Here is a 20,877-nt window from a genome sequence, read left to right on the forward strand (position 1 = left end):
CCGCGCGTTCGAATGAGCCGGTATTGGTCTGATATCGTCAGCAAGCTTCGGCCCTATATCGCGGGCGAGCAGCCGCGCATTCCCGGTCTGGTCAAGCTCAACACCAATGAGAATCCCTACGGGCCGTCCCCAAAGGCGATCGAGGCGATCAGGCAAGCGACGGACGATCGTCTGCGGCTCTATCCCGATCCCGCCGCCACCGAGTTGCGCGAGGCGATCGCCGCCCGTTTCGGGCTGACGGCCGAACAAGTGTTCGTCGGCAACGGCTCCGATGAGGTTCTCGCCCATACGTTCCAGGCGCTGCTGAACCACGATCTGCCGCTTCTCTATCCCGATGTGACCTACAGCTTCTATCCCACCTATAGCCTGCTATATGGCATCGAGGCTATCGAGATACCTCTCGACCATCAGTTCCGGATCCGGCTGTCGGATTACGACAGACCGTGCGGGGCAATCATCATCCCCAATCCGAATGCACCGACGGGTATCAGCCTGCCGCTGGCCGGGATCGAGGCGCTTCTTGCCGCCCATCCCGATGTGGTCGTCGTGATCGATGAGGCCTATGTCGATTTCGGCGGGCAAAGCGCCGTGCCGCTCATTTCTCGCTATCCCAACCTGCTGGTCATCCAAACCTTGTCGAAATCTCGTTCATTCGCAGGTCTGCGCGTCGGTTTCGCCGTGGGGCACCGGGATCTGATCGAGGCGCTGGTGCGGGTCAAGGACAGCTTCAATTCCTATCCGCTCGATCGCCTGGCACAGGTCGGCGCGACGGCGGCGATCAAAGACGAGGCGTGGTTCGAGACATGCCGGCGGAAAATCATCGCCAGCCGGGAAAACCTTGTCCGGCAGTTGGAAGCGTTGAGTTTCCAAGTGCTGCCGTCCCAGGCGAATTTCATCTTCGCGAGGCACGAGAGCCGATCGGGCGCGGCACTTCTGGCCGAGCTGCGGGAGCGTGGCGTGCTCGTCCGGCGCTTCGACGAGCCGCGCATTTCGGAGTTCCTGCGCATCAGCATCGGCACGGACGAGGAATGCGCCCGCCTGATGTCTGCTCTCAAGGAAATATTGGCAGCCTGATCTAACTTTTCCGGTCGGCGATGAAATGCGCCGCGGCAATGAGGGTCGATGCACGCGCGCCGTAGGGAGCCAGCAGCGCCTCGGCGTCGGCGACATGCCGGCGGAGCTCGGTCTCGGCCCATTCCATGCCGTGCAGTGCCACGAGCGTTCCCTTGCCGCGGGCCGCATCCTTGCCGGTCGCCTTGCCCATGGTTGCGGCATCCGAGGTCAGGTCGAGAATGTCGTCGGCGAGCTGGAAGGCAAGGCCGATCTTTTCGCCGAAGGCGCGCAGGCGGCGGCGATCGTCCTGCGGGCTTCCCGCGATGATGGCGCCAGCCTCGCAGGCGAAGCGGATCAGCGCGCCCGTTTTCATCGCCTGCAGGCGGATAATGCCGGCCTCGTCTGGAGCCTGTCTTTCCGCCGCCAGATCGAGCGCCTGGCCGCCGGCCATGCCGCCGAGACCGGCGGCGCGCGCAAGAGCAAGCACCAGCGATGCCTTGCTGGCATCGGGAAGCGCCGTTTCCGGTGCTGCGACAATGTCGAAGGCGTAGGTCAACAGGCTGTCGCCGGCGAGGATCGCAGTGGCTTCATCGAACTTGATGTGCACCGTCGGTTTGCCGCGGCGCATGTCGTCGTCGTCCATGGCCGGCAGATCGTCATGTACGAGGGAATAACAGTGCACGCATTCGAGCGCGGCGCCTATGCGAAGGGCGGCCTGCGCATCGCCGCCGAGAAGAGCGGCACTTTCGACGACCAGGAAGGGGCGCAGCCGCTTGCCGCCGTTCAACACGGCATAATGCATGGCGCTGCGCAGGGTGTCGGGCCTGACGATTTCGTCGGAGAGGGCGTTCGTCGACAGCAATGCGAGGAGCAGCGCCTCGATCTCGCGGGCGTTGTTCTTCAGCCTCGTCTCGAAAGTGTCCCGGTTCGCGTCCATCGGCGCTGTTTGGCATGCGGCACGGGGGCTTGCAACGGAATTGTCGATGGCCACCGCAAGATTCCGCATGTGCTCTGGCATAAGCGGCTCACAGGCGTTATGAGAACGACAGGGGAGCGAAGTGGACTGGGGACATTTTGGATATAGCGCCGGAGACAGAGGATATCGCCGACATGCCGGCCCGTCGGCGATGGTTCGAAAATCGGCCTGTGCTGAAGCGCATCGTTGTTGCCGTGCTGGCGCTGGTCGTCCTTCCTTACGTGCTGATCTTTTTGTATCTGCTGCCCTTCATCCATCCCGTCTCGACGCTGATGCTGCGCGATCTGGTGCTGCTGCGCGGTTATGACCGCCGATGGGTGTCGCTTGACGAGATCTCTCCGGTCCTGGTGCAATCGGTGATGATGTCCGAAGACGGACAATATTGTTTCCATGGCGGCGTCGACTGGGCGGAGATGCGCATCCTGGTCGAGGACACGCTGAAAGGTCAGGCGACACGCGGCGGCAGCACGATCCCGATGCAGACGGCCAAGAACCTCTTTCTCTGGAACAGCCGCTCCTTCGTGCGCAAGGCGATGGAGCTTCCGCTCGCCGTCACCACGGATTTCGTCTTGTCTAAGCGGCGGCTGATGGAAATCTATCTCAATATCGCCGAATGGGGTCCCGGCATTTACGGTATCGAGGCCGCCGCCCAGCATCATTTCAAGGTGCCGGCCTCGAAGCTGACGCGGCGCCAGGCATCGCTGCTTGCCGTTTCGCTGCCGAACCCGATCGACCGCAAAGCAGGCAAGCCCGGACGAGGCCTTCGCCGGCTAGCCGGCGTCATCGAGAGGCGTGCGCAGGGGTCGGGCGACTACATCAAGTGCATCTATGAGTGAGATCAGACTTTGTCGTTAGTAGCAGCGAGCGTCATCTGACATTCTTGGTCCTGCCATATGGGCGAATGCAGTCCAACCAGAGCCCCGAGTCGCCCGTGACCGCCCCGACCTTTTCTCCCGAGCTTCTGCTTTACTCAAAGACGCACAATCAAAACCTACCCTCCCATCTCGGCAGCCGCTATGGCAAGATCGGCGGCTTCCTGCCTGAAGCCGGCAACACTATCGTCTGCCACCCCGAGAAGGGTTCAAGAACGCTGACGGCGCTGATCGAGGCGCGTGAGAAATATCTGGCGATGCCCGAGGCGCCGCAATTTCTCTTCACGCCGATCTCAAGCCTTCACATGACGCTTTTCGAGGGCGTCATCGAGACCAGGCGCCGGCAGGACTGCTGGCCTATAGACCTCCCTCTCGAGACGCCGATCGACGATATGACCGAACTCATGGCGGCGCGGTTCGAAGGTTTCTCGATGGCGGAGCCCTTCAAAGTCGCCGTCGTCGAAGCCCGGCCGTCGGGCCTGCTCGTCGACGGAGCGACGGAGAAGGACCGCAAGGTCATGCGCGCCTGGCGCAACGCGCTTGCCGATCTTCTCGGCTATCGCCAGCCCAACCATATGGATTACAAGTTCCACATCACCTTCGCCTATGTGATCGAGCGGCTGGAGGATGAAGCCTTGCCGCGATGGCAGGCAATGCTCAACGAGGTGGCCGAGGATATCCGCCGTAAGGCCCCTGTTTTCGAGCTTGCGCCGCCGGCGTTCTGCGTGTTCGAGGACATGAACCATTTCCACGAACTGTTGATCTTCGATTTCGATGCCTGAACGGGAGAGGCCTATGGACAGACCGACGCTCTACATCGCCAATAAGAATTATTCTTCCTGGTCGTTCCGGCCGTGGATGGCGCTGACGGGCGCCGGCGTCGATTTCGAGGAAGTCCTGATCCCCTTCGACGACGCGGGCGGCAATCCCAATATCAAGGCGATATCGCCGAGCGGCCGGGTTCCGGTCCTGCAGCATGGTGGTTTGAAGATCTGGGAATCGCTGGCGATCATCGAATATACCGCCGAGCTTTATCCGGACGCCGGCCTTTGGCCGCGCGACCGTGCCGAACGGGCGCTCGCCCGTTCTGTTTCGATGGAAATGCTTTCGGGCTTCCGAGCCCTGCGCAATGCCTGCCCGATGAATATTCGCCGGCCAAAAGGCGGGATCGCATTGCCTGACGGCGTCGACGCCGATGTTGGCCGTATTGATACGATCTGGCGAGACCTTCTGCAGAAATCCGGCGGCCCCTTTCTCTTTGGCGCCTTCAGCGGCGCGGATGCGATGTTTGCGCCTGTGGTCAACCGGTTCGACGTCTATGATCTCGTCAGCCGGGAAGATACACTCACCTATGTGGAGACGATGAAGGCGCATCCGGCCTGGCGGGAATGGGAAGAGGCCGCCCGTGCCGAGCCGTGGATCGTGGCGGAAGACGAGGTCTGAGGCTCGAATCATCGGCTTCGCAAAAAATATGCATGGGGACTGGTCAAGGCCGCCCCTTGCATGTATAAGCGCGCAAAATTTCCGAAATCGCGACATGTCCGTTTCGGCCGCCAGTCTGGCCGTGGGAATGTCTTGCCCGCAAGTGGAGTAAGAAAAATGGCTGTACCGAAGAGAAAAACGAGCCCGTCCAAGCGTGGCATGCGCCGTTCGGCTGACGCGCTGAAGGCTCCGACCTACGTCGAAGACAAGAACTCCGGCGAACTGCGCCGCCCGCACCATATCGATCTGAAGACCGGCATGTATCGCGGCCGCCAGGTTCTGACGCCGAAGGAAAGCGCGTAATTTCCGATCTGGATCATCCGATCGCAAGTTTCAAGGCCGGCTTCATGCCGGCCTTTTGCATTTCGGCAAGATAATATTTGCAACGACTTGCAGTAGGGCAGCGGTTTGCGGCAGTATTCTTCCTGCGCAAGGAGATTGCCGATGGTAGCCGCAATGCCGCTGATGATTATTCCGTTTATTCTTTACAATCTGGCGATGCTCGGCCTGATGGGCGGCGGCGGCATCGCAACCTTGCAGCACGACATCATCGTGCTGTCGATGCTCTCGGGCGCGATCTGGAGCATGGCGCTCGGCGATCTCTTCATAGTCGTCGCCCTCATCGTGTTGTTCTTCGAAATCCTGAAAGCAACGCGAACCGGGCCCGGCAACCTGCTCAACCACATATTGTCGATGCTGGTCTTCATCGCCTTCCTGGTCGAGTTTCTGCTCGTCCAGGACGCTGCGACGCAAGTGTTCTTCATTTTGATGACGATCGCTCTGATCGATGTGATCGGCGGTTTTGCCGTTTCGATCCGAAGCGCCGGGCGGGATGTCTCTATCGGTCTATAGGTTGTCGAGTTTATTCTGGAGAGCGCGGAGTTGCTCCTTCAGCTCGTCGATATCCTTGGCCTCGGCCTTGCGGCTTTCCTTGGCCGCCGGCGGCGTCATGAATGGCGAAAACATCTGCATTGCCTGCTGAAACAGCTCGGTATTGCGGCGAACCTGGTCCTCGACCATCTGCATCGGCAATTGCAGGTTCTTGCCGAGCGGCGTTTCGCCGAAGGCACGGTTTACCTGTTCGCGCATCTGGGACTGCTGTTCGCTGAAGGCGCGCATCGAATGTTCGAGGAAGCTCGGCACGACCATCTGCATCTGGTCACCGTAATAGGTGATCAGCTGGCGCAGGAAGGAGATCGGAAGCAGTGTGTTGCCGGTTTTCGATTCCTGCTCGAAGATGATCTGGGTCAGCACCGAATGGGTGATGTCATCCCCGCTTTTTGCGTCCTGGACGGTAAAATCTTCGCCCTTCTTCACCATCTCCGCCAGATCTTCCAGCGTCACGTAGGTGCTGGTGCCTGTATTGTATAGGCGGCGATTGGCGTATTTCTTGATGACTATCTGACCCTCGTTCTTCGCCATATCAGCCTCCTGAACCCCCGTCTGATTTTTGGATGTTCCTCCACTTCAGACTGTAAACGCAAAAGAAGGCCGGTGACAATCTCTTTGTGCGTTGCGGCAAACCTTTAACAGATCAGCTGAATCGGCTTTGACGGCTGCCGCCGAAAAATCGCGGCGGCCAGTCTTCCCGTTTGACTTGTGCTCAAAGCTTTGCCAGTTTCCCCTTATGTAAGTGGGACGAAAAACGAGGAGCCTCCCCATGAGCAATTCATCCGTCGTCATCGCCAGCGCAGGTCGGACAGCCGTCGGCTCGTTCAACGGCGCATTCGCAACGGTCCCCGCGCATGAACTCGGCGCGGCCGTCATCAGAGGCGCGCTCGCGCGCGCCGGCGTCGACGCCGGCGAGGTTGATGAGGTGATCCTCGGTCAGGTGCTGGCCGCGGGCGAAGGCCAGAACCCGGCCCGTCAGGCGGCGATCAAGGCCGGCCTTCCGAAGGAAACGACGGCCTGGGGCGTCAACCAGCTCTGCGGCTCGGGCCTGCGCGCCATCGCGCTCGGCATGCAGCAGATCGCCACCGGCGACGCCAGGATCATCGTTGCCGGCGGCCAGGAATCCATGTCGATGGCGCCGCATGCCGCGCACTTGCGCAGCGGCACGAAGATGGGCGACATGAAGATGGTCGACACGATGATCAAGGACGGCCTGACCGACGCTTTTCACGGCTACCATATGGGCATCACCGCCGAGAACGTCGCACGGCAGTGGCAGCTGTCGCGCGACGACCAGGATCAGTTCGCCGTCGCCTCGCAGAACAAGGCGGAGGCGGCGCAGAAGGCCGGCCGCTTCACCGACGAGATCATTCCCTACGTTATCCAGACACGTAAGGGCGACGTGACCGTCGATTCCGATGAATATATCCGCCACGGCGCGACGCTCGAGGCGATGGGCAAGCTGCGCCCGGCCTTCGACAAGGATGGCACGGTCACCGCCGCCAATGCCTCCGGTCTCAACGACGGCGCTGCCGCCGCCGTGCTGATGAGCGAGGCGGAAGCGGCCCGGCGCGGCATTCAGCCGCTTGCCCGCATCGTTTCCTGGGCAACGGCGGGCGTCGATCCTTCGATCATGGGCACCGGCCCAATCCCGGCGTCGCGCAAGGCGCTGGAAAAGGCCGGCTGGTCTGTGAACGATCTCGATCTTGTCGAGGCCAACGAGGCCTTCGCGGCTCAGGCTTGCGCCGTCAGCAAGGATCTCGGTTGGGATCCGTCGATCGTCAACGTCAATGGCGGGGCGATTGCGATCGGGCATCCGATCGGCGCCTCCGGCGCGCGCATTCTCAACACGCTGCTGTTCGAGATGAAGCGCCGCGGCGCGAAGAAGGGCCTCGCCACGCTTTGCATCGGCGGCGGCATGGGCGTCGCCATGTGCTTTGAAGCACTTTAATAGCATACGATCCGTCATTGATTGAAATGCCGCCACGAGTGGCGAAAACACAGAGGGGGAGCGGAACATGAGCAGAGTGGCTCTGGTCACCGGAGGTACACGCGGCATCGGCGCGGCGATATCCATGGCGCTGAAAAATGCCGGCTACAGGGTTGCGGCCACTTATGCCGGTAATGACGAGAAGGCTCATGCCTTCCACGACGTCACCGGCGTTGCGGTATTCAAATGGGATGTTTCGGACTACGCTGCCTGCGGTGAAGGGATCACCAAGGTCGAACGAGAGATCGGGCCGGTCGAAATCCTCGTCAACAATGCCGGCATCACCCGCGACGCGATGTTCCACAAGATGACGCCGCAACAGTGGCACGAGGTGATCAACACCAACCTGACCGGCCTGTTCAACATGACGCATCAGGTCTGGAGCGGCATGCGCGACCGCAGCTTCGGCCGCATCGTCAATATCTCCTCGATCAACGGCCAGAAGGGCCAGATGGGCCAGGCGAACTATTCGGCGGCCAAAGCGGGCGATCTCGGCTTTACCAAGGCGCTTGCCCAGGAAGGGGCGGCGAAAAACATCACGGTCAATGCCATCTGCCCCGGTTATATCGGGACGGAAATGGTGCTTGCCGTGCCGGAGAAAGTGCTGAATGAACGCATCATTCCGCAGATCCCGGTCGGCCGGCTCGGCGAACCGGAAGAAATCGCGCGCTGCGTCACCTTCCTCGTCTCCGACGATGCCGGCTTCATCACCGGTTCGACGCTGACGGCCAATGGCGGGCAGTTCTTCGTTTAAGACAGCAGATCCTCCGAGCAAAGCCACCTAGCCCCTTACTCGAAACAACAGGGCCGAACCATTGGTCTCGGCCCGTCCTTTTCACGTAAACGGGGCGAAGGGATAGCACGTGGCCTCTCGATTCCCTCTTCTCCCCTCGTGGAGAAGGGCCCGTAGGGCGGATGAGGGGGCCGGCGCCGCCGGTCTTTCCAATCACCCACCCATCCGGGATTTCCATAGGGGGAGGGATGTTCCGTGTAGCCCCCTCATCCGCCTGCCGGCACCTTCTCCCCGCTGGGGAGAAAGGGTATGTTGCGCTGCCTACGTTCCTCGCCTCTCTCGCGATCGTCAACGTCCCGTTGACGGACCCGCCGGCAAAGAAAAACGGGCGCCGAAGCGCCCGTTGGGAAGTCCGATATGCGTTTGCCGGTCAGTAGCGGCAACGAGCCTCGTAGCGGCGGCCGTAGCGATCGCGATAGATGCAGTAGCCGCGGCGTTCGACCGACTGGCCGATGAGAGCGCCGGTCAGGCCGCCGGCAACGGCGCCGACAGCGGCACCACCCCAGCTGTTGGTGACGGCGCCGCCGATGACCGCACCGGTGCCGGCGCCGATCGCCGTGCCCTGCTCGGTCGCCGTGCAGGATGCGAGAGCGCCCACGAGCGCGCCAATAAGAACAATCTTCTTCATCATGTCGTAACTCCCCAGGTTGTCGGGCTTTAGATGCGGCCCATTAGTACAAGGATAATGATAATGACGAGAACTAGCCCCAAACCGCCGGAAGGTCCATAGCCCCAGCCACGGCTATAACCCCAATTTGGCAAGGCTCCGATCAAGAGCAGAATGAGGATAACGAGAAGTATCGTGCCAAGCATGGTGTTTTTCCTTCATTTCATCCGCAATCTGGATGGACAAGAAACACGCATTGGCGATTTTTGTTCCCGGTTGGGCGCGTGAATTAGGACGCAAGGCGATTCATGGTTTGTGAACCGTCACCCCCGACAAATCGCTCGTATGGTTAAAAAGGCGTTTATATACAATAGGTTGCGGTGAACAAAGCGGGAAGGCCTGGATGTCTTCGATTCGTCGGTGATTCGTTCCGTTTTTGATCGGTCCAGCGGCGCAAGCGGGCCAGGCTTAACGCTGTGTGAATTTGCTCGCCGGAAGATTAACACCGACGTGACGAGACCTTTCCGCTGCCCCGCATCTAGCGGCGGACCATCACGACGCCACCAAATATGGCCGTGAACGAAAGGGGAAAACAGCACAGTCGGCGATTCGTCGCCGATTCGTTCCGGATTTGATCAAAGGGTTAATTTCGGCGGATTTTTCACTTGACGAAAAGCGCATGACAGACCTCCGGCACGGCGACAAAAATGCGAACAGGAGAGAGTCCCGCGATTCAGCATTTAGTAGGAAAAAGTGATTCAAAATCAATACTTAGCCGTGAACAAAAGCTGAATCAGCAGGAGTCAGCGATTCGTCTCTGATTCGTTCTCACGCTGTTCCAAATCGGAAATTCGGACCGCCTGGACGACTCGCAAGGGTCGCAATCCCCGGCGCATTTTGAAATCTGCCCTTGCGTTTGCGGCGGCAGCTGTCCATGTGTTCTGTGCCTCATCGAGAGGGCAAAACTTTTCCCGGGGCGCGCTTGCCTCACTTGCATGGACCATGACTCTGACTTCGCAGCCGATGATTCTGAGCGGGCGCGGTGTGACCGCGGTGCTTGGACCAACCAATACCGGTAAGACCCATTATGCCATCGAGCGCATGGTCGCACACGGGACCGGCGTGATCGGCCTGCCGCTCAGGCTCCTGGCCCGCGAGGTCTATACGCGGGTGGTGGAGAAGGTCGGTTTGCAGAACGTGGCGCTGGTCACCGGCGAAGAAAAGATTTCGCCGCCCAATGCGCGTTTTTCCGTTTGCACGGTCGAGGCGATGCCGCGGGAGACCAAAGCCGCCTTTGTCGCGATCGACGAGGTGCAGCTCGCCGGCGATCTCGAGCGCGGCCATATCTTCACCGACCGCATCCTGCACCTTCGCGGCCGTGATGAAACGCTGCTGCTGGGTGCAGGGACGATGCGGCCGATTCTGCAGCACATCCTGCCCGGGATTACGATCGTCGAGCGGCCGCGGCTTTCGCATCTCCTTTACGCCGGGCAGAAGAAGATCACCCGGCTGCCGCAGCGTTCCGCCATCGTCGCCTTTTCCGCCGATGAGGTCTATGCCATCGCCGAGCTCATCCGCCGGCAGCGCGGCGGCGCGGCGGTCGTGCTGGGGGCGCTCAGCCCGCGCACCCGCAATGCGCAGGTCGCGCTCTATCAGGCGGGCGACGTCGAATATCTGGTGGCGACCGATGCGATCGGCATGGGCCTCAACCTCGACGTCGATCACGTCGCCTTCGCCCAGGACCGGAAATTCGACGGCTACCAGTTCCGCAACCTCAATCCGGCCGAACTCGGCCAGATCGCCGGCCGCGCCGGGCGGCACGTGCGGGACGGCACCTTCGGCGTCACCGGACAGGTCTCGCCCTTCGACGAGGAACTGGTGCAGCGCATCGAGGGACATGAATTCGACAACGTCAAGGTTCTGCAGTGGCGCACGACGGAGATGGACTTCTCCTCGATTCAGTCGCTGCGCGCCAGCCTGGAGGCCGGGCCGCGCGTGCCCGGGCTGACGCGGGCGCTGCCGGCGGTCGACCAGCAGGCGCTCGAGCAACTTTCGCGCTACCCCGAGGTAATGGACCTCGCCGACAGGCCAGCCCGTGTCGAAAAACTCTGGGAGGCTTGCGCGCTGCCCGACTACCGGCGTATCACTCCGGCCCAACATGCCGATCTTATTTCGACCCTCTTTTCCGATCTCGTGCGCTATGGCACGGTAAATGAGCAGTTTCTTGCGGAGCAGGTTCATCGCTCGGATCGAACTGATGGGGAAATTGACACGCTTTCGGCGCGAATCGCGCAGATAAGGACCTGGACCTACGTTTCGAATCGGCCCGGCTGGCTTGCCGATCCGACACATTGGCAGGAAAAGACGCGGGAAATCGAAGATCGATTGTCCGATGCGTTACATGAAAGGTTGACGAAACGCTTTGTTGATCGCAGGACATCTGTGCTCATGAAGCGCCTGAGAGAGAATGCGATGCTGGAAGCTGAAATCAGTGTGAATGGCGATGTCTTCGTTGAAGGACATCATGTAGGGCAGTTGAGTGGATTCCGTTTCACCCCGGTGGCGGGAACGGATGGGCCGGATGCCAAGGCGGTTCAGGCTGCGTCGCAGAAGGCGCTCGCGCTCGAGTTCGAGGCCCGTGCGGCCCGGCTGCATGCCGCGGGCAATAGCGATCTGGCGATCGGTTCGGATGGCTTGATCCGTTGGCTCGGCGATCCGGTGGCGCGGCTTTCCGGCAGCGACCACGTCATGCGTCCGCGTGTGATTTTGCTTGCCGACGAGCAGTTGACGGGCAATGCCCGCGATCACGTCGCCGCCCGTATCGAACGTTTCGTCAATCATCACATCAGCACGGTGTTGAAGCCGCTGGACGATCTGTCGCGCGCCGAAGACCTGCAGGGTCTTGCCAAGGGCCTTGCCTTCCAGCTGGTCGAAAATCTCGGCGTGCTCTTCCGCCGTGACGTCACCGAGGAGGTGAAGTCGCTGGATCAGGAGGCTCGCGCCTCCATGCGCCGCTACGGCGCACGTTTCGGTGCCTATCATATCTTCGTTCCGGCCCTTCTGAAGCCGGCACCTGCCGAACTGATCACGCTGCTCTGGGCGTTGAAGAACGACGGTCTCGACAAGCCAGGCTACGGCGATCTCATTCCCGTGCTGGCCGCCGGGCGCACCTCGGTCGTCACCGATCCGAGCTTCGAGCGGATGTTCTACAAGCTCGCCGGCTTCCGTTTCCTCGGCAAGCGCGCCGTGCGCATCGACATTCTGGAGCGGCTCGCCGATATCATCCGTCCGCTGCTGCAATGGAAGCCCGGTCAGAGCAATCGTCCGGAAGGCGCATATGACGGTCGCCGTTTCACGACGACGACGGCGATGCTGTCGATTCTCGGGGCGACGCTCGAGGACATGGAAGAGATCCTCAAGGGCCTCGGCTATCGCGCCGATGCCGTGAAGGCGGAAGAGGCGTCGGCCCATCTTGCGGCGCAGGACGCAGCTTCAGCCCCCGCCGCCTCCGCGGAAACATCCGCGGAAGAAGCGGCGGAAAAAGCCGATCACGACGATGCCGACGGAGCGACCGAAGAGGCTGCTTCCGAGCCATCCGCAGCCGAGCCAGCTTCGACGGCGGCCGACGTCCCCGCGACAGAAGCGAGCGACGGCAACGCGGCGGCCGAAGAGACGGAGGCAACCGCTTCGACAGAGGCTGCCGCTTCCGGGGAAGCTGGCGAGCCGGCGGAACCGAAGCCGGTTCTTTTGTGGCGTCTCGGCGGCCGCAATGACAATCATCGCCAAGCACGCGGCGGCCATGGCGAACGCCGGGGCGGCCAGAACCAGGAGCGCGGCGAGCGCAATCGCCGCCCGAACGGTGGTGAAGGCGGCGAGGGCAACCGTGGCGGCGACGGGCGCGACAACCGCCACGGCCGCGGCAAGGACGGTGGCGGCCGCGACGGCGGCAGGCCGCAGCAGGCAAGGGGCGAGCGCAAGGACCAGCCGCGCGGTGATCGTCAGGATCGTGGCGACCGGAAGGACCGCGGCGAGCGTAACGATCGCAATGACCGTAACGACCGCAACAACAATCGCGGCGCCCAGCCGCTGCGCTTCGAGGCCAAGCCGCCGCGCAAGGAGAAGCCGATCGATCCGGATTCGCCCTTCGCCAAGCTCGCAGCTCTCAAGGAACAGATGAAGAAGTAATCATGGGCGGGGAGACACAGCCGGCAAGCGGTTCGCGCCAGCGCATCGACAAGTGGCTGTTCTTCACGCGCATGGTGAAGTCGCGCTCGCTGGCCCAGAGCCATGTCCAGTCGGGGCACGTGCGCATCAACGGCGAGCGCTGCAGTCACCCGAGCCAGATGGTCAAGCCGGGCGACCGCGTCGAACTGACGCTGGAGCGGCGCGACGTCGTCCTCGTCGTGCGTCTCGCCGGGGAGCGGCGGGGTCCTTATGAGGAGGCTCGCCTGCTCTACGACGACCAATCCCCACCGCCGGATGAGACAAAACGCCTCACGCCGTTTGAGCAAGCGACCCGTGCGACCGGTACCGGCCGTCCGACCAAGAAGGAAAGACGCGCAATCGACAGGCTGATGTCGGACGAGGATTAGAAAACTCTGTCTGTGGTGGCGGCTTTTGCAGATCGTTTATCCTTGAAATCCGGCGCTAAAGCCGATAGGTCACTGACAACTTGCCGGAAGCGTGCTTGCCTGCCAAGCCTGTCCACGCTTTTCGCCCGGCAAGGGGATAGGCGCGACGTTCCAGGTTGCCCGGCCCCATCCGCATGAAATCCTGGAGTTCTTCATGACCTATGTCGTGACCGACAATTGCATCAAGTGCAAATACACCGATTGCGTGGAAGTCTGCCCCGTCGACTGCTTTTATGAAGGCGAGAATTTTCTCGTCATCCATCCCGACGAATGCATCGATTGCGGCGTCTGCGAACCGGAATGTCCCGCCGAGGCGATCAAGCCGGATACCGAGCCGGGCCTCGACAAATGGCTGAAGATCAATACCGAGTACGCCAGCATCTGGCCGAATATCACGGTCAAGAAGGACCCGTTGCCGGAGGCCAAGGAAATGGATGGCCAGACCGGAAAATTCGAGAAATACTTCTCCGAAAAACCCGGTTCCGGCGACTAAGACGGTTGCGCGATTCGGCCGCCGGATTTGAGCGGCCATGCGGTGAAACGTTTTAAATCCTGCGTCTGGCATATGGGTGATCTGTGTTGCCCGCATGACTCAGACGAAGCAAATTATTGATTTCCTCATATTTTTGTGATAGGTTTCGCCTACTGTTCCATTTGTGGCATGACGCATGCCCAAAACCATCACGAAAGCAAAACCAATCCGTACGCGGTTTCCGTGACATATCAACGCTTTGAGCGCCGGGTCCCCCAGATCGCGCGCAAGAAGTCCTTGCTTTTGCCTGATGGGACCAGAGTGAAGTCACCCGACGGATGCAACCGTCTCAACCGGGCCTGACTGACCCGGCTCCGGCCGCCGCCGGAAGCGTAACAGGGAGTTTTTGAATAGAATGACGACTCAGCAGAAAAAACCTTCTACAGCACGTCACGGCTTCAAGACCGGTGAATCGATCGTCTACCCCGCTCATGGCGTCGGTACCATCACCGCTATCGAAGAGCAAGAAGTTGCCGGCATGAAGCTTGAACTTTTCGTTATCGATTTCGAAAAGGACAAGATGCGCCTGAAGGTTCCGGTCGCCAAGGCGATGAGCATCGGAATGCGCAAGCTTTCGGAAACGGATTTCGTCGATCGTGCGTTGAAGGTTGTGCAGGGCAAGGCGCGCGTCAAGCGCACCATGTGGTCTCGCCGCGCCCAGGAATATGATGCCAAGATCAATTCCGGCGATCTGATTTCCATCGCTGAAGTCGTGCGTGATCTCTATCGTGCAGAAAACCAGCCCGAGCAGTCCTATTCCGAGCGCCAGCTCTACGAAGCAGCGCTCGATCGCATGGCGCGCGAAATCGCCGCTGTCAACAAGATGTCGGAAACCGAAGCTGTCCGCCTCGTCGAGACCAACCTCAACAAGGGTCCGAAGCGCGGCAAGGCGATCGAAGAAGACGATTCGCAGGACGAAGCCGCTTAAGGCAAGCCTGTCTCTCCCATGAAAAAACCCGGCCTTCGCGCCGGGTTTTTTATTGGAACTTTTTCCCGACTGACGCGTTTACTACACGTAATTGCGGACTGCTCGTCGGGCGCTGGCTCGTCGGGCGAACTGCTATTCCGTCAATATTCGGTGAGGAGCGGCTCATGCCTTTTCAATATTGCCCGTTCGGCAACGTGAAGAAACAGGTCCGACCCAGCCGTCTTAGCGGCACATGATGAGAACTAGGGCCTTTCCCTGAAAAGTCCAGGGTGAGGCCCTTTTGCATTCGGAACCCCATTCAATCCGGACAGCGATGTTCCGGGAGGTGAGTTTTATTGTTCATTTTGAGGGCGAAGGCCTGTTTTGGGAGATCGAAATGAAGAACATGTCTGCAGATCGGCGCATGATCAAAATCGCGATGGCCGCCCCCTATCTCGCCCGTCAGGAAGAGCACGATCTCGCCACCCGCTGGAAAGATCACGACGATCGCGGTGCGCGCAACCAAATCGCCATGGCGCATATGCGCCTGGTTATCTCCATGGCCGGTAAGTTCCGCAATTTCGGCCTGCCGATGAGCGACCTCGTGCAAGAGGGCTATGTCGGCCTGCTGGAAGCCGCCGCGCGTTTCGAACCGGAACGCGACGTGCGCTTTTCGACCTATGCCAGCTGGTGGATCAGGGCGTCGATCCAGGATTATATCCTGCGCAACTGGTCCATCGTGCGCGGCGGCACCAGTTCGGCGCAGAAGGCGCTATTCTTCAATCTGCGCCGCCTGCGCGCCAAACTCGCCAGAGGCGATACGCAGCTGACGCTGCAATCCATTCATCAGGAAATCGCCGCGGCTCTCGGCGTCAGCCTCGCCGATGTGCAGACCATGGATGCCAGGCTTTCAGGCAACGACGCTTCGCTGCAGGCGCCTTCCGTCTCCGGCGATTCCGAGAGTGCGGAGAAGATGGATTTCCTCGTCAGCGACGATCCGCTGCCGGACGAGCAGGTTTCCAATATGATCGACGGCGAGCGCCGCCGCGTCTGGCTCGCCTCGGCGCTGAAACATCTCAACGAACGCGAGATGAAGATCATCAGCGCCCGGCGCCTGGCGGAAGACGGCGCCACGCTCGAAGAACTCGGCGCCGATCTCGGCATTTCCAAGGAGCGCGTGCGCCAGATCGAAAGCCGGGCGATGGAAAAGCTTCGCAGCGCACTGGTCAGCGCCGACCCCCATATGGCGGCCTACGCTTGAACTTCTTAACCCTCCAGCAGCACCGACTGGCCCGGCGCAAGCCGGGCTTTTTTTATTCGGCGATGATTTTGACGCGATCGCCAGGGGAAACGGCCGCACCCGTCGGCAGGGCATTGATGAGCTTGAAGAGATCGAGCTTGCGGTCGGTGCCCATCATGCGGGCGGCAAGCGTCGAGATGTTCTCGCCGGGCCGGACGGTGACGACGCGAATGCGCAGCGGCTTCAGCGAGGCAGCTTCGGCCGGTGTCATGCGCCGGAAACTGGCGCGCAGAACATTGGCCGTCGGTTCGAGGGCGTCGCTGCCTTTCGGCACGGCGGTCAGGAAACGGAAGATCTGCGCATTATTGCGGATGACGGTGACATCGAAATCCCAGCGGTCGGCACTTGCGCGCGCGGTGGCTGCTTCCATACCGTTGACGGTGATCTGCTGAATGGTCGATGGGTCGAGACCGGTCACCCAGCCGCTGGAGATGTAGTTTGTGAGGCTCTGGTTCTGGTTGTCGGCGACGCCATCGAAGCGGACGGCGATGTCGTTGGGGCCGGTGGCCATCACGGCTTCGACCTTATTGTCGATCTTGAAGTCCACCGGCACGTCGAAGCGGATGCCGAGGCCGCCATGTAGGAAAGTCTGGCCGCGTACGTAACCTTCTTCCGGGCTGTCGCCGTAGAGCAGGCCGTCAATGCCGTCGAGATAATAATCGCGGCCCTTGTCGCCGACCGTCCCTTCCTGGCCAAAGGCGCGCGCATGGGTGCGGGCCAGCTCGATGCGCTGGGCGGAGTTCGGATGGCTCGAGAGGAAGTCGAGGCTTTGGTCGGCTTCCGGGTCGACCGACATGAAGCGGCTGTAGGCCGCCATGGAATCGAGGAAACGGGCGGCGGCATAGGGGTCGTAGCCGGCTTCGCCGAGCATGCGCACGCCGATGACATCGGCCTGCAGCTCCTGCTGGCGGGAGAAGGCGGCAAGCCTGAGCTTGCCCCGGGCAAGCGCCTGCTTGCCGGCGATGTCGCTCGAAAGGACCTCGGCGACGACGCGGCTGGCGATGACTTCGGCTTCTTCGCGCTTCTGCCGCTCGATACCGTGGTTCGCTGTCACGTGGCCCATTTCGTGCGACAACACAGCGGCGACTTCCGAGGCGTCGTTGGCAAGAGCGAGCAGGCCGCGGGTGACGTAGAGATACCCGCCCGGCAGCGCAAAGGCGTTGATCGCAGGCGAGTTCAGGATGGTGATGCGGTAGGACTGGCTCGGATTCTCCGACACCGCCGTCAGCGCGCCGGCGATGCGGGCGACGAGGCGCTCGGTCCTGGCATCCTTATATTCGCCGCCGTAGCTTGCCACGATACGCGGATGCTCGCGGGCGCCCATCGCCGCGCGCGGATCGTTCTTCTGCACCTCGTCGACGATCTGGGGATTGGAGGAAGGCGAGATGCTCGGCTGGTAGGACTGTTCGATTAGCGACTGACACCCGTTCAGCGCCATTGCCACGGTTGAAAGCAGCGTGAGGCGACGGGCGAAGCGGCGCGCCGCAGAGATGGCATCACTGGAAAGCGCGGGCGATTTCCACGTCGTCAAGCTGTCCAGTCTGGTTCTCCGCATCATGTCGCTGTTTTGCCGGTTTGCCGCAGATGGGGACCGGCCTTGGCAAGGGGAACTCAACAGGTGCGCACCCCTGATCTCGCGCCGCATGCTAGGCCGATACACGTCGTTGCTGTAACTGATTTACGCATCGGTTGCATAGCGAGACTCTGTTTAATTGTGGCGCCGTTGCATTTTAGCAAGCCTCAGGCATCGAGGTTCCCTTCGCTCGGATGAAATTATGGCGAAAATTCCGTCACCAGGCATAGATTTGTCGGCGGCACGGAAAAAGAACGGCGTGATTGAAGCAACAGGCTGGAAAACGGCAGCTCTCCGAGAAAATCGCAACTTTTAATTTATTTACGCGATAATGGAACGTCTGCTGGTGAAATATTCCCGTATGCCGCCCACTATTCCGCCGCTTCCGCCGCCGCCGATTGCGGTCGCTTCGTTTCCCCGGTGCGCGGCAGCTGCACGGGCTTCAGCGTCATTGCGGCAGCAAGGCCGATCAGGGCAATGGCGCAGGAAGTCATGAAAAGGGGCGAGAAGGCGGCGGCATAGACATCCGCGACGGCCTGGCGGCTCGCTTCGGGAAGGGCAGCCATCATCTTCGGCGTCAGCTGTTCGATATCGGCAACACCGGGAATGGGAGCGCCGACCTTGCCGAGCCCGGAGGCGATGATCGCTCCATAAATTGATATGGCGATCGAGGCACCGCCCATGCGCGAGAGCGTGACCGAGCCGGTCGCGGCGCCGACTTCGCGGGCGGGGGCGGCATTCTGCACGCCGATGACGGGGACCTGCTGCGCAAGGCCGATGCCGATGCCATGCAGCATCATGATCGCGCCGATGAAAGCGATCGGAGTTCCCGCATGGACCTGCGACATCAGCGCGAAGGCAATGGCGCTGCAGGCGAGGCTTGCGATGGCGAAGGGTTTGTAGCGGCCGGTCATCGAGATGATACGCCCGGCCGACAGCGATCCGCAGACGAGACCACCGGTCAGCAGAATGAAGAGAAGGCCGGCGGCCGATGGCGAAAGGCCGGTCGTCGTCTGCAGGAAGAGAGCGAGATAGTTGACCATGCCGATGGCGATGGCGCCGCCCATCACCGATATTACCAGCAGCAGGCTGAAGGTCGAATTGCGGAAGAGCTGCAGGGGAACGATCGGCTCCGGTGCACGGCGCTCGACGAACACCCAGGCGACGGCGCAGACGGCGCCGAAGGCGACAATCCCCATGCTCTGTGGTGAGATCAACGAGCCGAACAATTCGCTGCTGTCTGTGGCAAGCACGATGCTCGTCGTCGTCAGCGCGATCAGGAGCGCGCCGGCATAATCAATCTTCGGGCGCCGATACGGCTTGCGGTAGGGCAGCATGAAGGCAAGGCCGGTGAGCACGATGAAACCGATCGGCACGTTGACGAGGAAGATCGAACGCCAGCCGAAGAGATCGCTCATCGTTCCCCCGAGCACGGGTCCGATCGCGCCTGAAGCCATCAGCACGAGGCTGGAATAGCTTTGATAGCGCGCCCGCTCGCGCGGCTCGAAGAGATCGGCGTTGACGGCAAAGATCGATACCATGATGCCGCCACCCCCGAGGCCCTGCAGCACGCGGGCGGCGATCAGCGCGTTCATCGAGACGGCGAGGCCACAGACCGCGGAGCCGATGGTGAAGATTGCGATCGCCGTCATCATCACATATTTGCGGCCGAAGAGATCTCCGAGCTTGCCGTAGAGCGGCATGACGGCGCTGAGCGCCAGCAGGTAGGCCGAGCCGATCCAGCCGAAACGCTCGAGATGGCCGAACTCACCGACGATCGTCGGCAGCGCCGTGGAGACGATCTGATTATCAAGCGTCGCCATGAACATGGCGGTCATCAGAAAGAAGAAGAGGATAAGCCGGCGACGAGGATCCGTCACGAGCGGCGCAGGCGCGGGTTGCATGTCCATGAGGCGTACTTCCGGGTTCGAATTATTTTATGTGCTATCAGCATGTAATTGTCAATGACACATAAGTGACCCCGGCATATTCAATTTTGACCTCCGCTCTGTTATGGTTCCATCATGAATGAGACGCTGACGAAGATTCTGTCCAACAGTCGGGCCGAGCCGGACGATGAGAATCTGCCTCGCATTGGCAGGAGCATGGCGCGCATGCGTCTGATGACCGGGCGGCGGCTGATCGGCAGGCTGGCGATCCAGAGTGCCGCACCGGGCCTTGAGCTTTCCCATCTCGACGTGCTGGACGCCGTGCGGCGGGCTGAGCCGCCCGGCGAGGTCACTGTCGGCATGATCGCAGAGATGCTGCGCATCGATCCGTCGCGCGCCAGCCGGGTCGTGGCCGAAATGGTCGGGCGCAATGTGTTGCGGCGCGAGGCCTCACAGGCTGATGCGCGGCGGATCGTCGTTGTCATCACCGACGCTGGCCAGGCGCTGCTTGCCGAGATCCACGCGCAGAAAATAGCCATCATCTCCGAGATCGTCTCCAATTGGCCACGCGAGGATATAGAGCGTTTCGCGACGCTGTTCGAACGTTTCATCGGTGGCTACGAGGCGATCTTTCTGTCGCGCGACAAGGACACGCCCGGTTGAGGCGAAAGCGCCGTCCGTCGGTGCCCCTTCCCCTCGCCCCCCCGTTTGCGCTAAGGGCAATGCCCATGAGCCAATCCACCTTCACCATTCTGCTCGGCGGCGAACTCAGCCTGACGGAACGCCTGCGCCAGGCGATCGGCGGCAGCCGCTTCATCGCGGCCGATGGCGGCATGCGGCATGCGATGGCGCTTGGTGTCATGCCTGAGCTCTGGGTCGGCGATTTCGATTCGACGCCCCCCGATCTCGAAGCGGGTTTTCTCGATGTGCCGAAGCAGCCCTATCCCGCAGCCAAGGCGGCAACGGACGGCGAAATCGCCGTGTCGGAAGCGATCGCGCGTGGGGCGCGGCGGCTGATCCTCGCCGGCGCGCTCGGCGGCGACCGCTCCGACCATGCGCTTCAGCATCTGCTGTCGGCTGTCGGCCTGGCGGAAAAGGGTTTCGACGTTCTGCTGACCTCGGGCAAGGAAGAGGCAGTGCCGCTGGTTCCCGGCACGATCGAGCTCGATCTTCCCAAAGGCAGCCTGTTTTCCGTGCCCGGATTTGGTCCGCTGACCGGACTTTCGATCGAGAATGCGCGTTATCCGCTCACGGATTTCCACCTGCCGTTCGGCTCATCGCGCACCATTTCCAACGTCGCGGAAGGCAAGGTTCGCTTTTCGCTCGAGAGCGGCCGGGCGATCGTGCTTGCCCGCCCCTATGATCTTTCCGGAGTCTGATT

At 61.2% G+C, this 20,877-nt stretch carries 21 protein-coding genes; 15 read left to right on the forward strand and 6 right to left on the reverse strand.

What is annotated here, in order from left to right:
• Nucleotides 1-12: 12 nt before the first annotated feature.
• Entirely contained in the window at nt 13-1,074 is a 1,062-nt protein-coding gene (gene hisC, locus AMK02_RS20315) for a histidinol-phosphate transaminase (protein ID WP_064805618.1), read from the forward strand.
• A gap of 1 nt (nt 1,075) precedes the next feature.
• On the opposite strand, the gene AMK02_RS20320 is transcribed toward hisC, so the two are convergent.
• Complete coding sequence (locus AMK02_RS20320) at nt 1,076-1,990, reverse strand: polyprenyl synthetase family protein (protein WP_064806400.1); 915 nt, start codon at nt 1,988-1,990, stop codon at nt 1,076-1,078.
• Nucleotides 1,991-2,127: 137 nt separating this feature from the next.
• On the opposite strand from AMK02_RS20320, the gene mtgA reads away from it, so the two are divergent.
• The 5 genes from mtgA to AMK02_RS20345 all read left to right on the forward strand — a co-directional run bounded on the left by mtgA (nt 2,128) and on the right by AMK02_RS20345 (nt 5,235).
• A complete protein-coding gene (gene mtgA / locus AMK02_RS20325) occupies nt 2,128-2,865 on the forward strand; it encodes a monofunctional biosynthetic peptidoglycan transglycosylase (RefSeq protein WP_189636986.1) in 738 nt (245 codons plus the stop codon).
• A gap of 95 nt (nt 2,866-2,960) precedes the next feature.
• The gene (locus AMK02_RS20330; protein ID WP_064805620.1) at nt 2,961-3,683 is read left to right on the forward strand and encodes a DUF1868 domain-containing protein; all 723 of its coding nucleotides are present in this window, start codon (nt 2,961-2,963) and stop codon (nt 3,681-3,683) included.
• A gap of 13 nt (nt 3,684-3,696) precedes the next feature.
• Nucleotides 3,697-4,344, forward strand: a complete 648-nt coding sequence (locus tag AMK02_RS20335) for a glutathione S-transferase family protein (protein ID WP_064805622.1) — start codon at nt 3,697-3,699, stop codon at nt 4,342-4,344.
• Nucleotides 4,345-4,500: 156 nt separating this feature from the next.
• Nucleotides 4,501-4,686 carry a 50S ribosomal protein L32 gene (gene rpmF, locus AMK02_RS20340; RefSeq protein ID WP_003543812.1) on the forward strand — a complete coding sequence of 62 codons (186 nt, stop codon included), beginning with the start codon at nt 4,501-4,503 and terminating at the stop codon, nt 4,684-4,686.
• A 141-nt stretch (nt 4,687-4,827) separates the two neighbouring features.
• Nucleotides 4,828-5,235 (forward strand): hypothetical protein, encoded by a 408-nt coding sequence (locus AMK02_RS20345; RefSeq protein WP_064805625.1) that lies wholly within the window; start codon nt 4,828-4,830, stop codon nt 5,233-5,235.
• On the opposite strand, the gene phaR is transcribed toward AMK02_RS20345, so the two are convergent.
• Entirely contained in the window at nt 5,230-5,805 is a 576-nt protein-coding gene (gene phaR, locus AMK02_RS20350) for a polyhydroxyalkanoate synthesis repressor PhaR (protein ID WP_064805627.1), read from the reverse strand. The two genes, AMK02_RS20345 and phaR, sit on opposite strands and share 6 nt — an antisense overlap.
• 238 nt (nt 5,806-6,043) lie before the next feature.
• Between phaR and AMK02_RS20355 the strand changes: the two genes are divergently transcribed.
• On the forward strand, nt 6,044-7,225 hold the full coding sequence (locus AMK02_RS20355; RefSeq protein WP_064805629.1) for an acetyl-CoA C-acetyltransferase: 1,182 nt from the start codon (nt 6,044-6,046) through the stop codon (nt 7,223-7,225).
• A gap of 67 nt (nt 7,226-7,292) precedes the next feature.
• On the forward strand, nt 7,293-8,018 hold the full coding sequence (locus AMK02_RS20360; RefSeq protein ID WP_064805631.1) for a beta-ketoacyl-ACP reductase: 726 nt from the start codon (nt 7,293-7,295) through the stop codon (nt 8,016-8,018).
• A gap of 409 nt (nt 8,019-8,427) precedes the next feature.
• On the opposite strand, the gene AMK02_RS20365 is transcribed toward AMK02_RS20360, so the two are convergent.
• Complete coding sequence (locus AMK02_RS20365) at nt 8,428-8,688, reverse strand: YMGG-like glycine zipper-containing protein (RefSeq protein ID WP_009991900.1); 261 nt, start codon at nt 8,686-8,688, stop codon at nt 8,428-8,430.
• 26 nt (nt 8,689-8,714) lie between these two features.
• On the reverse strand, nt 8,715-8,870 hold the full coding sequence (locus AMK02_RS20370) for a DUF3309 family protein (RefSeq protein ID WP_003543790.1): 156 nt from the start codon (nt 8,868-8,870) through the stop codon (nt 8,715-8,717).
• Nucleotides 8,871-9,666: 796 nt separating this feature from the next.
• On the opposite strand from AMK02_RS20370, the gene AMK02_RS20375 reads away from it, so the two are divergent.
• From AMK02_RS20375 to AMK02_RS20395, 5 genes are all read left to right on the forward strand, one after another.
• Nucleotides 9,667-12,849: a helicase-related protein gene (locus AMK02_RS20375; RefSeq protein WP_064805633.1), complete on the forward strand. Its 3,183-nt coding sequence runs from the start codon at nt 9,667-9,669 to the stop codon at nt 12,847-12,849.
• Nucleotides 12,850-12,851: 2 nt separating this feature from the next.
• Nucleotides 12,852-13,256: an RNA-binding S4 domain-containing protein gene (locus AMK02_RS20380; RefSeq protein ID WP_064805635.1), complete on the forward strand. Its 405-nt coding sequence runs from the start codon at nt 12,852-12,854 to the stop codon at nt 13,254-13,256.
• A 193-nt stretch (nt 13,257-13,449) separates the two neighbouring features.
• On the forward strand, nt 13,450-13,788 hold the full coding sequence (fdxA, locus tag AMK02_RS20385; RefSeq protein ID WP_011427210.1) for a ferredoxin FdxA: 339 nt from the start codon (nt 13,450-13,452) through the stop codon (nt 13,786-13,788).
• Nucleotides 13,789-14,182: 394 nt separating this feature from the next.
• A complete protein-coding gene (locus tag AMK02_RS20390) occupies nt 14,183-14,755 on the forward strand; it encodes a CarD family transcriptional regulator (protein ID WP_011427211.1) in 573 nt (190 codons plus the stop codon).
• A 376-nt stretch (nt 14,756-15,131) separates the two neighbouring features.
• Nucleotides 15,132-15,995, forward strand: a complete 864-nt coding sequence (locus AMK02_RS20395) for an RNA polymerase factor sigma-32 (RefSeq protein ID WP_064806404.1) — start codon at nt 15,132-15,134, stop codon at nt 15,993-15,995.
• Nucleotides 15,996-16,047: 52 nt separating this feature from the next.
• Here the strand turns inward: AMK02_RS20395 and AMK02_RS20400 are convergent, their stop codons facing one another.
• A complete protein-coding gene (locus tag AMK02_RS20400; RefSeq protein ID WP_064805637.1) occupies nt 16,048-17,592 on the reverse strand; it encodes a M48 family metalloprotease in 1,545 nt (514 codons plus the stop codon).
• A 386-nt stretch (nt 17,593-17,978) separates the two neighbouring features.
• The gene (locus AMK02_RS20405; protein WP_064805639.1) at nt 17,979-19,517 is read right to left on the reverse strand and encodes an MDR family MFS transporter; all 1,539 of its coding nucleotides are present in this window, start codon (nt 19,515-19,517) and stop codon (nt 17,979-17,981) included.
• 114 nt (nt 19,518-19,631) lie between these two features.
• Between AMK02_RS20405 and AMK02_RS20410 the strand changes: the two genes are divergently transcribed.
• Both AMK02_RS20410 and AMK02_RS20415 read left to right on the forward strand, forming a co-directional pair.
• Nucleotides 19,632-20,159, forward strand: a complete 528-nt coding sequence (locus AMK02_RS20410) for a MarR family winged helix-turn-helix transcriptional regulator (RefSeq protein ID WP_064805640.1) — start codon at nt 19,632-19,634, stop codon at nt 20,157-20,159.
• A gap of 59 nt (nt 20,160-20,218) precedes the next feature.
• Nucleotides 20,219-20,875 carry a thiamine diphosphokinase gene (locus AMK02_RS20415; protein ID WP_170965842.1) on the forward strand — a complete coding sequence of 219 codons (657 nt, stop codon included), beginning with the start codon at nt 20,219-20,221 and terminating at the stop codon, nt 20,873-20,875.
• The last annotated feature ends 2 nt before the right edge of the window (nt 20,876-20,877 follow it).

This window comes from Rhizobium sp. N731 (assembly GCF_001664145.1).
In the GTDB taxonomy this organism is placed as follows: domain Bacteria; phylum Pseudomonadota; class Alphaproteobacteria; order Rhizobiales; family Rhizobiaceae; genus Rhizobium; species Rhizobium esperanzae.

Excerpts from the sequence above, each read along its gene's own strand:
- hisC (WP_064805618.1), top strand. The coding sequence starts at position 13 with ATGAGCCGGTATTGGTCTGATATCGTCAGCAAGCTTCGGCCCTATATC.
- AMK02_RS20320 (WP_064806400.1), bottom strand. The coding sequence starts at position 1,990 with ATGGACGCGAACCGGGACACTTTCGAGACGAGGCTGAAGAACAACGCC.
- AMK02_RS20335 (WP_064805622.1), top strand. The coding sequence starts at position 3,697 with ATGGACAGACCGACGCTCTACATCGCCAATAAGAATTATTCTTCCTGG.
- rpmF (WP_003543812.1), top strand. The coding sequence starts at position 4,501 with ATGGCTGTACCGAAGAGAAAAACGAGCCCGTCCAAGCGTGGCATGCGC.
- AMK02_RS20345 (WP_064805625.1), top strand. The coding sequence starts at position 4,828 with ATGGTAGCCGCAATGCCGCTGATGATTATTCCGTTTATTCTTTACAAT.
- phaR (WP_064805627.1), bottom strand. The coding sequence starts at position 5,805 with ATGGCGAAGAACGAGGGTCAGATAGTCATCAAGAAATACGCCAATCGC.
- AMK02_RS20355 (WP_064805629.1), top strand. The coding sequence starts at position 6,044 with ATGAGCAATTCATCCGTCGTCATCGCCAGCGCAGGTCGGACAGCCGTC.
- AMK02_RS20360 (WP_064805631.1), top strand. The coding sequence starts at position 7,293 with ATGAGCAGAGTGGCTCTGGTCACCGGAGGTACACGCGGCATCGGCGCG.
- AMK02_RS20365 (WP_009991900.1), bottom strand. The coding sequence starts at position 8,688 with ATGATGAAGAAGATTGTTCTTATTGGCGCGCTCGTGGGCGCTCTCGCA.
- AMK02_RS20370 (WP_003543790.1), bottom strand. The coding sequence starts at position 8,870 with ATGCTTGGCACGATACTTCTCGTTATCCTCATTCTGCTCTTGATCGGA.
- AMK02_RS20375 (WP_064805633.1), top strand. The coding sequence starts at position 9,667 with ATGACTCTGACTTCGCAGCCGATGATTCTGAGCGGGCGCGGTGTGACC.
- AMK02_RS20380 (WP_064805635.1), top strand. The coding sequence starts at position 12,852 with ATGGGCGGGGAGACACAGCCGGCAAGCGGTTCGCGCCAGCGCATCGAC.
- fdxA (WP_011427210.1), top strand. The coding sequence starts at position 13,450 with ATGACCTATGTCGTGACCGACAATTGCATCAAGTGCAAATACACCGAT.
- AMK02_RS20390 (WP_011427211.1), top strand. The coding sequence starts at position 14,183 with ATGACGACTCAGCAGAAAAAACCTTCTACAGCACGTCACGGCTTCAAG.
- AMK02_RS20395 (WP_064806404.1), top strand. The coding sequence starts at position 15,132 with ATGAAGAACATGTCTGCAGATCGGCGCATGATCAAAATCGCGATGGCC.
- AMK02_RS20400 (WP_064805637.1), bottom strand. The coding sequence starts at position 17,592 with ATGATGCGGAGAACCAGACTGGACAGCTTGACGACGTGGAAATCGCCC.
- AMK02_RS20405 (WP_064805639.1), bottom strand. The coding sequence starts at position 19,517 with ATGGACATGCAACCCGCGCCTGCGCCGCTCGTGACGGATCCTCGTCGC.
- AMK02_RS20410 (WP_064805640.1), top strand. The coding sequence starts at position 19,632 with ATGAATGAGACGCTGACGAAGATTCTGTCCAACAGTCGGGCCGAGCCG.
- AMK02_RS20415 (WP_170965842.1), top strand. The coding sequence starts at position 20,219 with ATGCCCATGAGCCAATCCACCTTCACCATTCTGCTCGGCGGCGAACTC.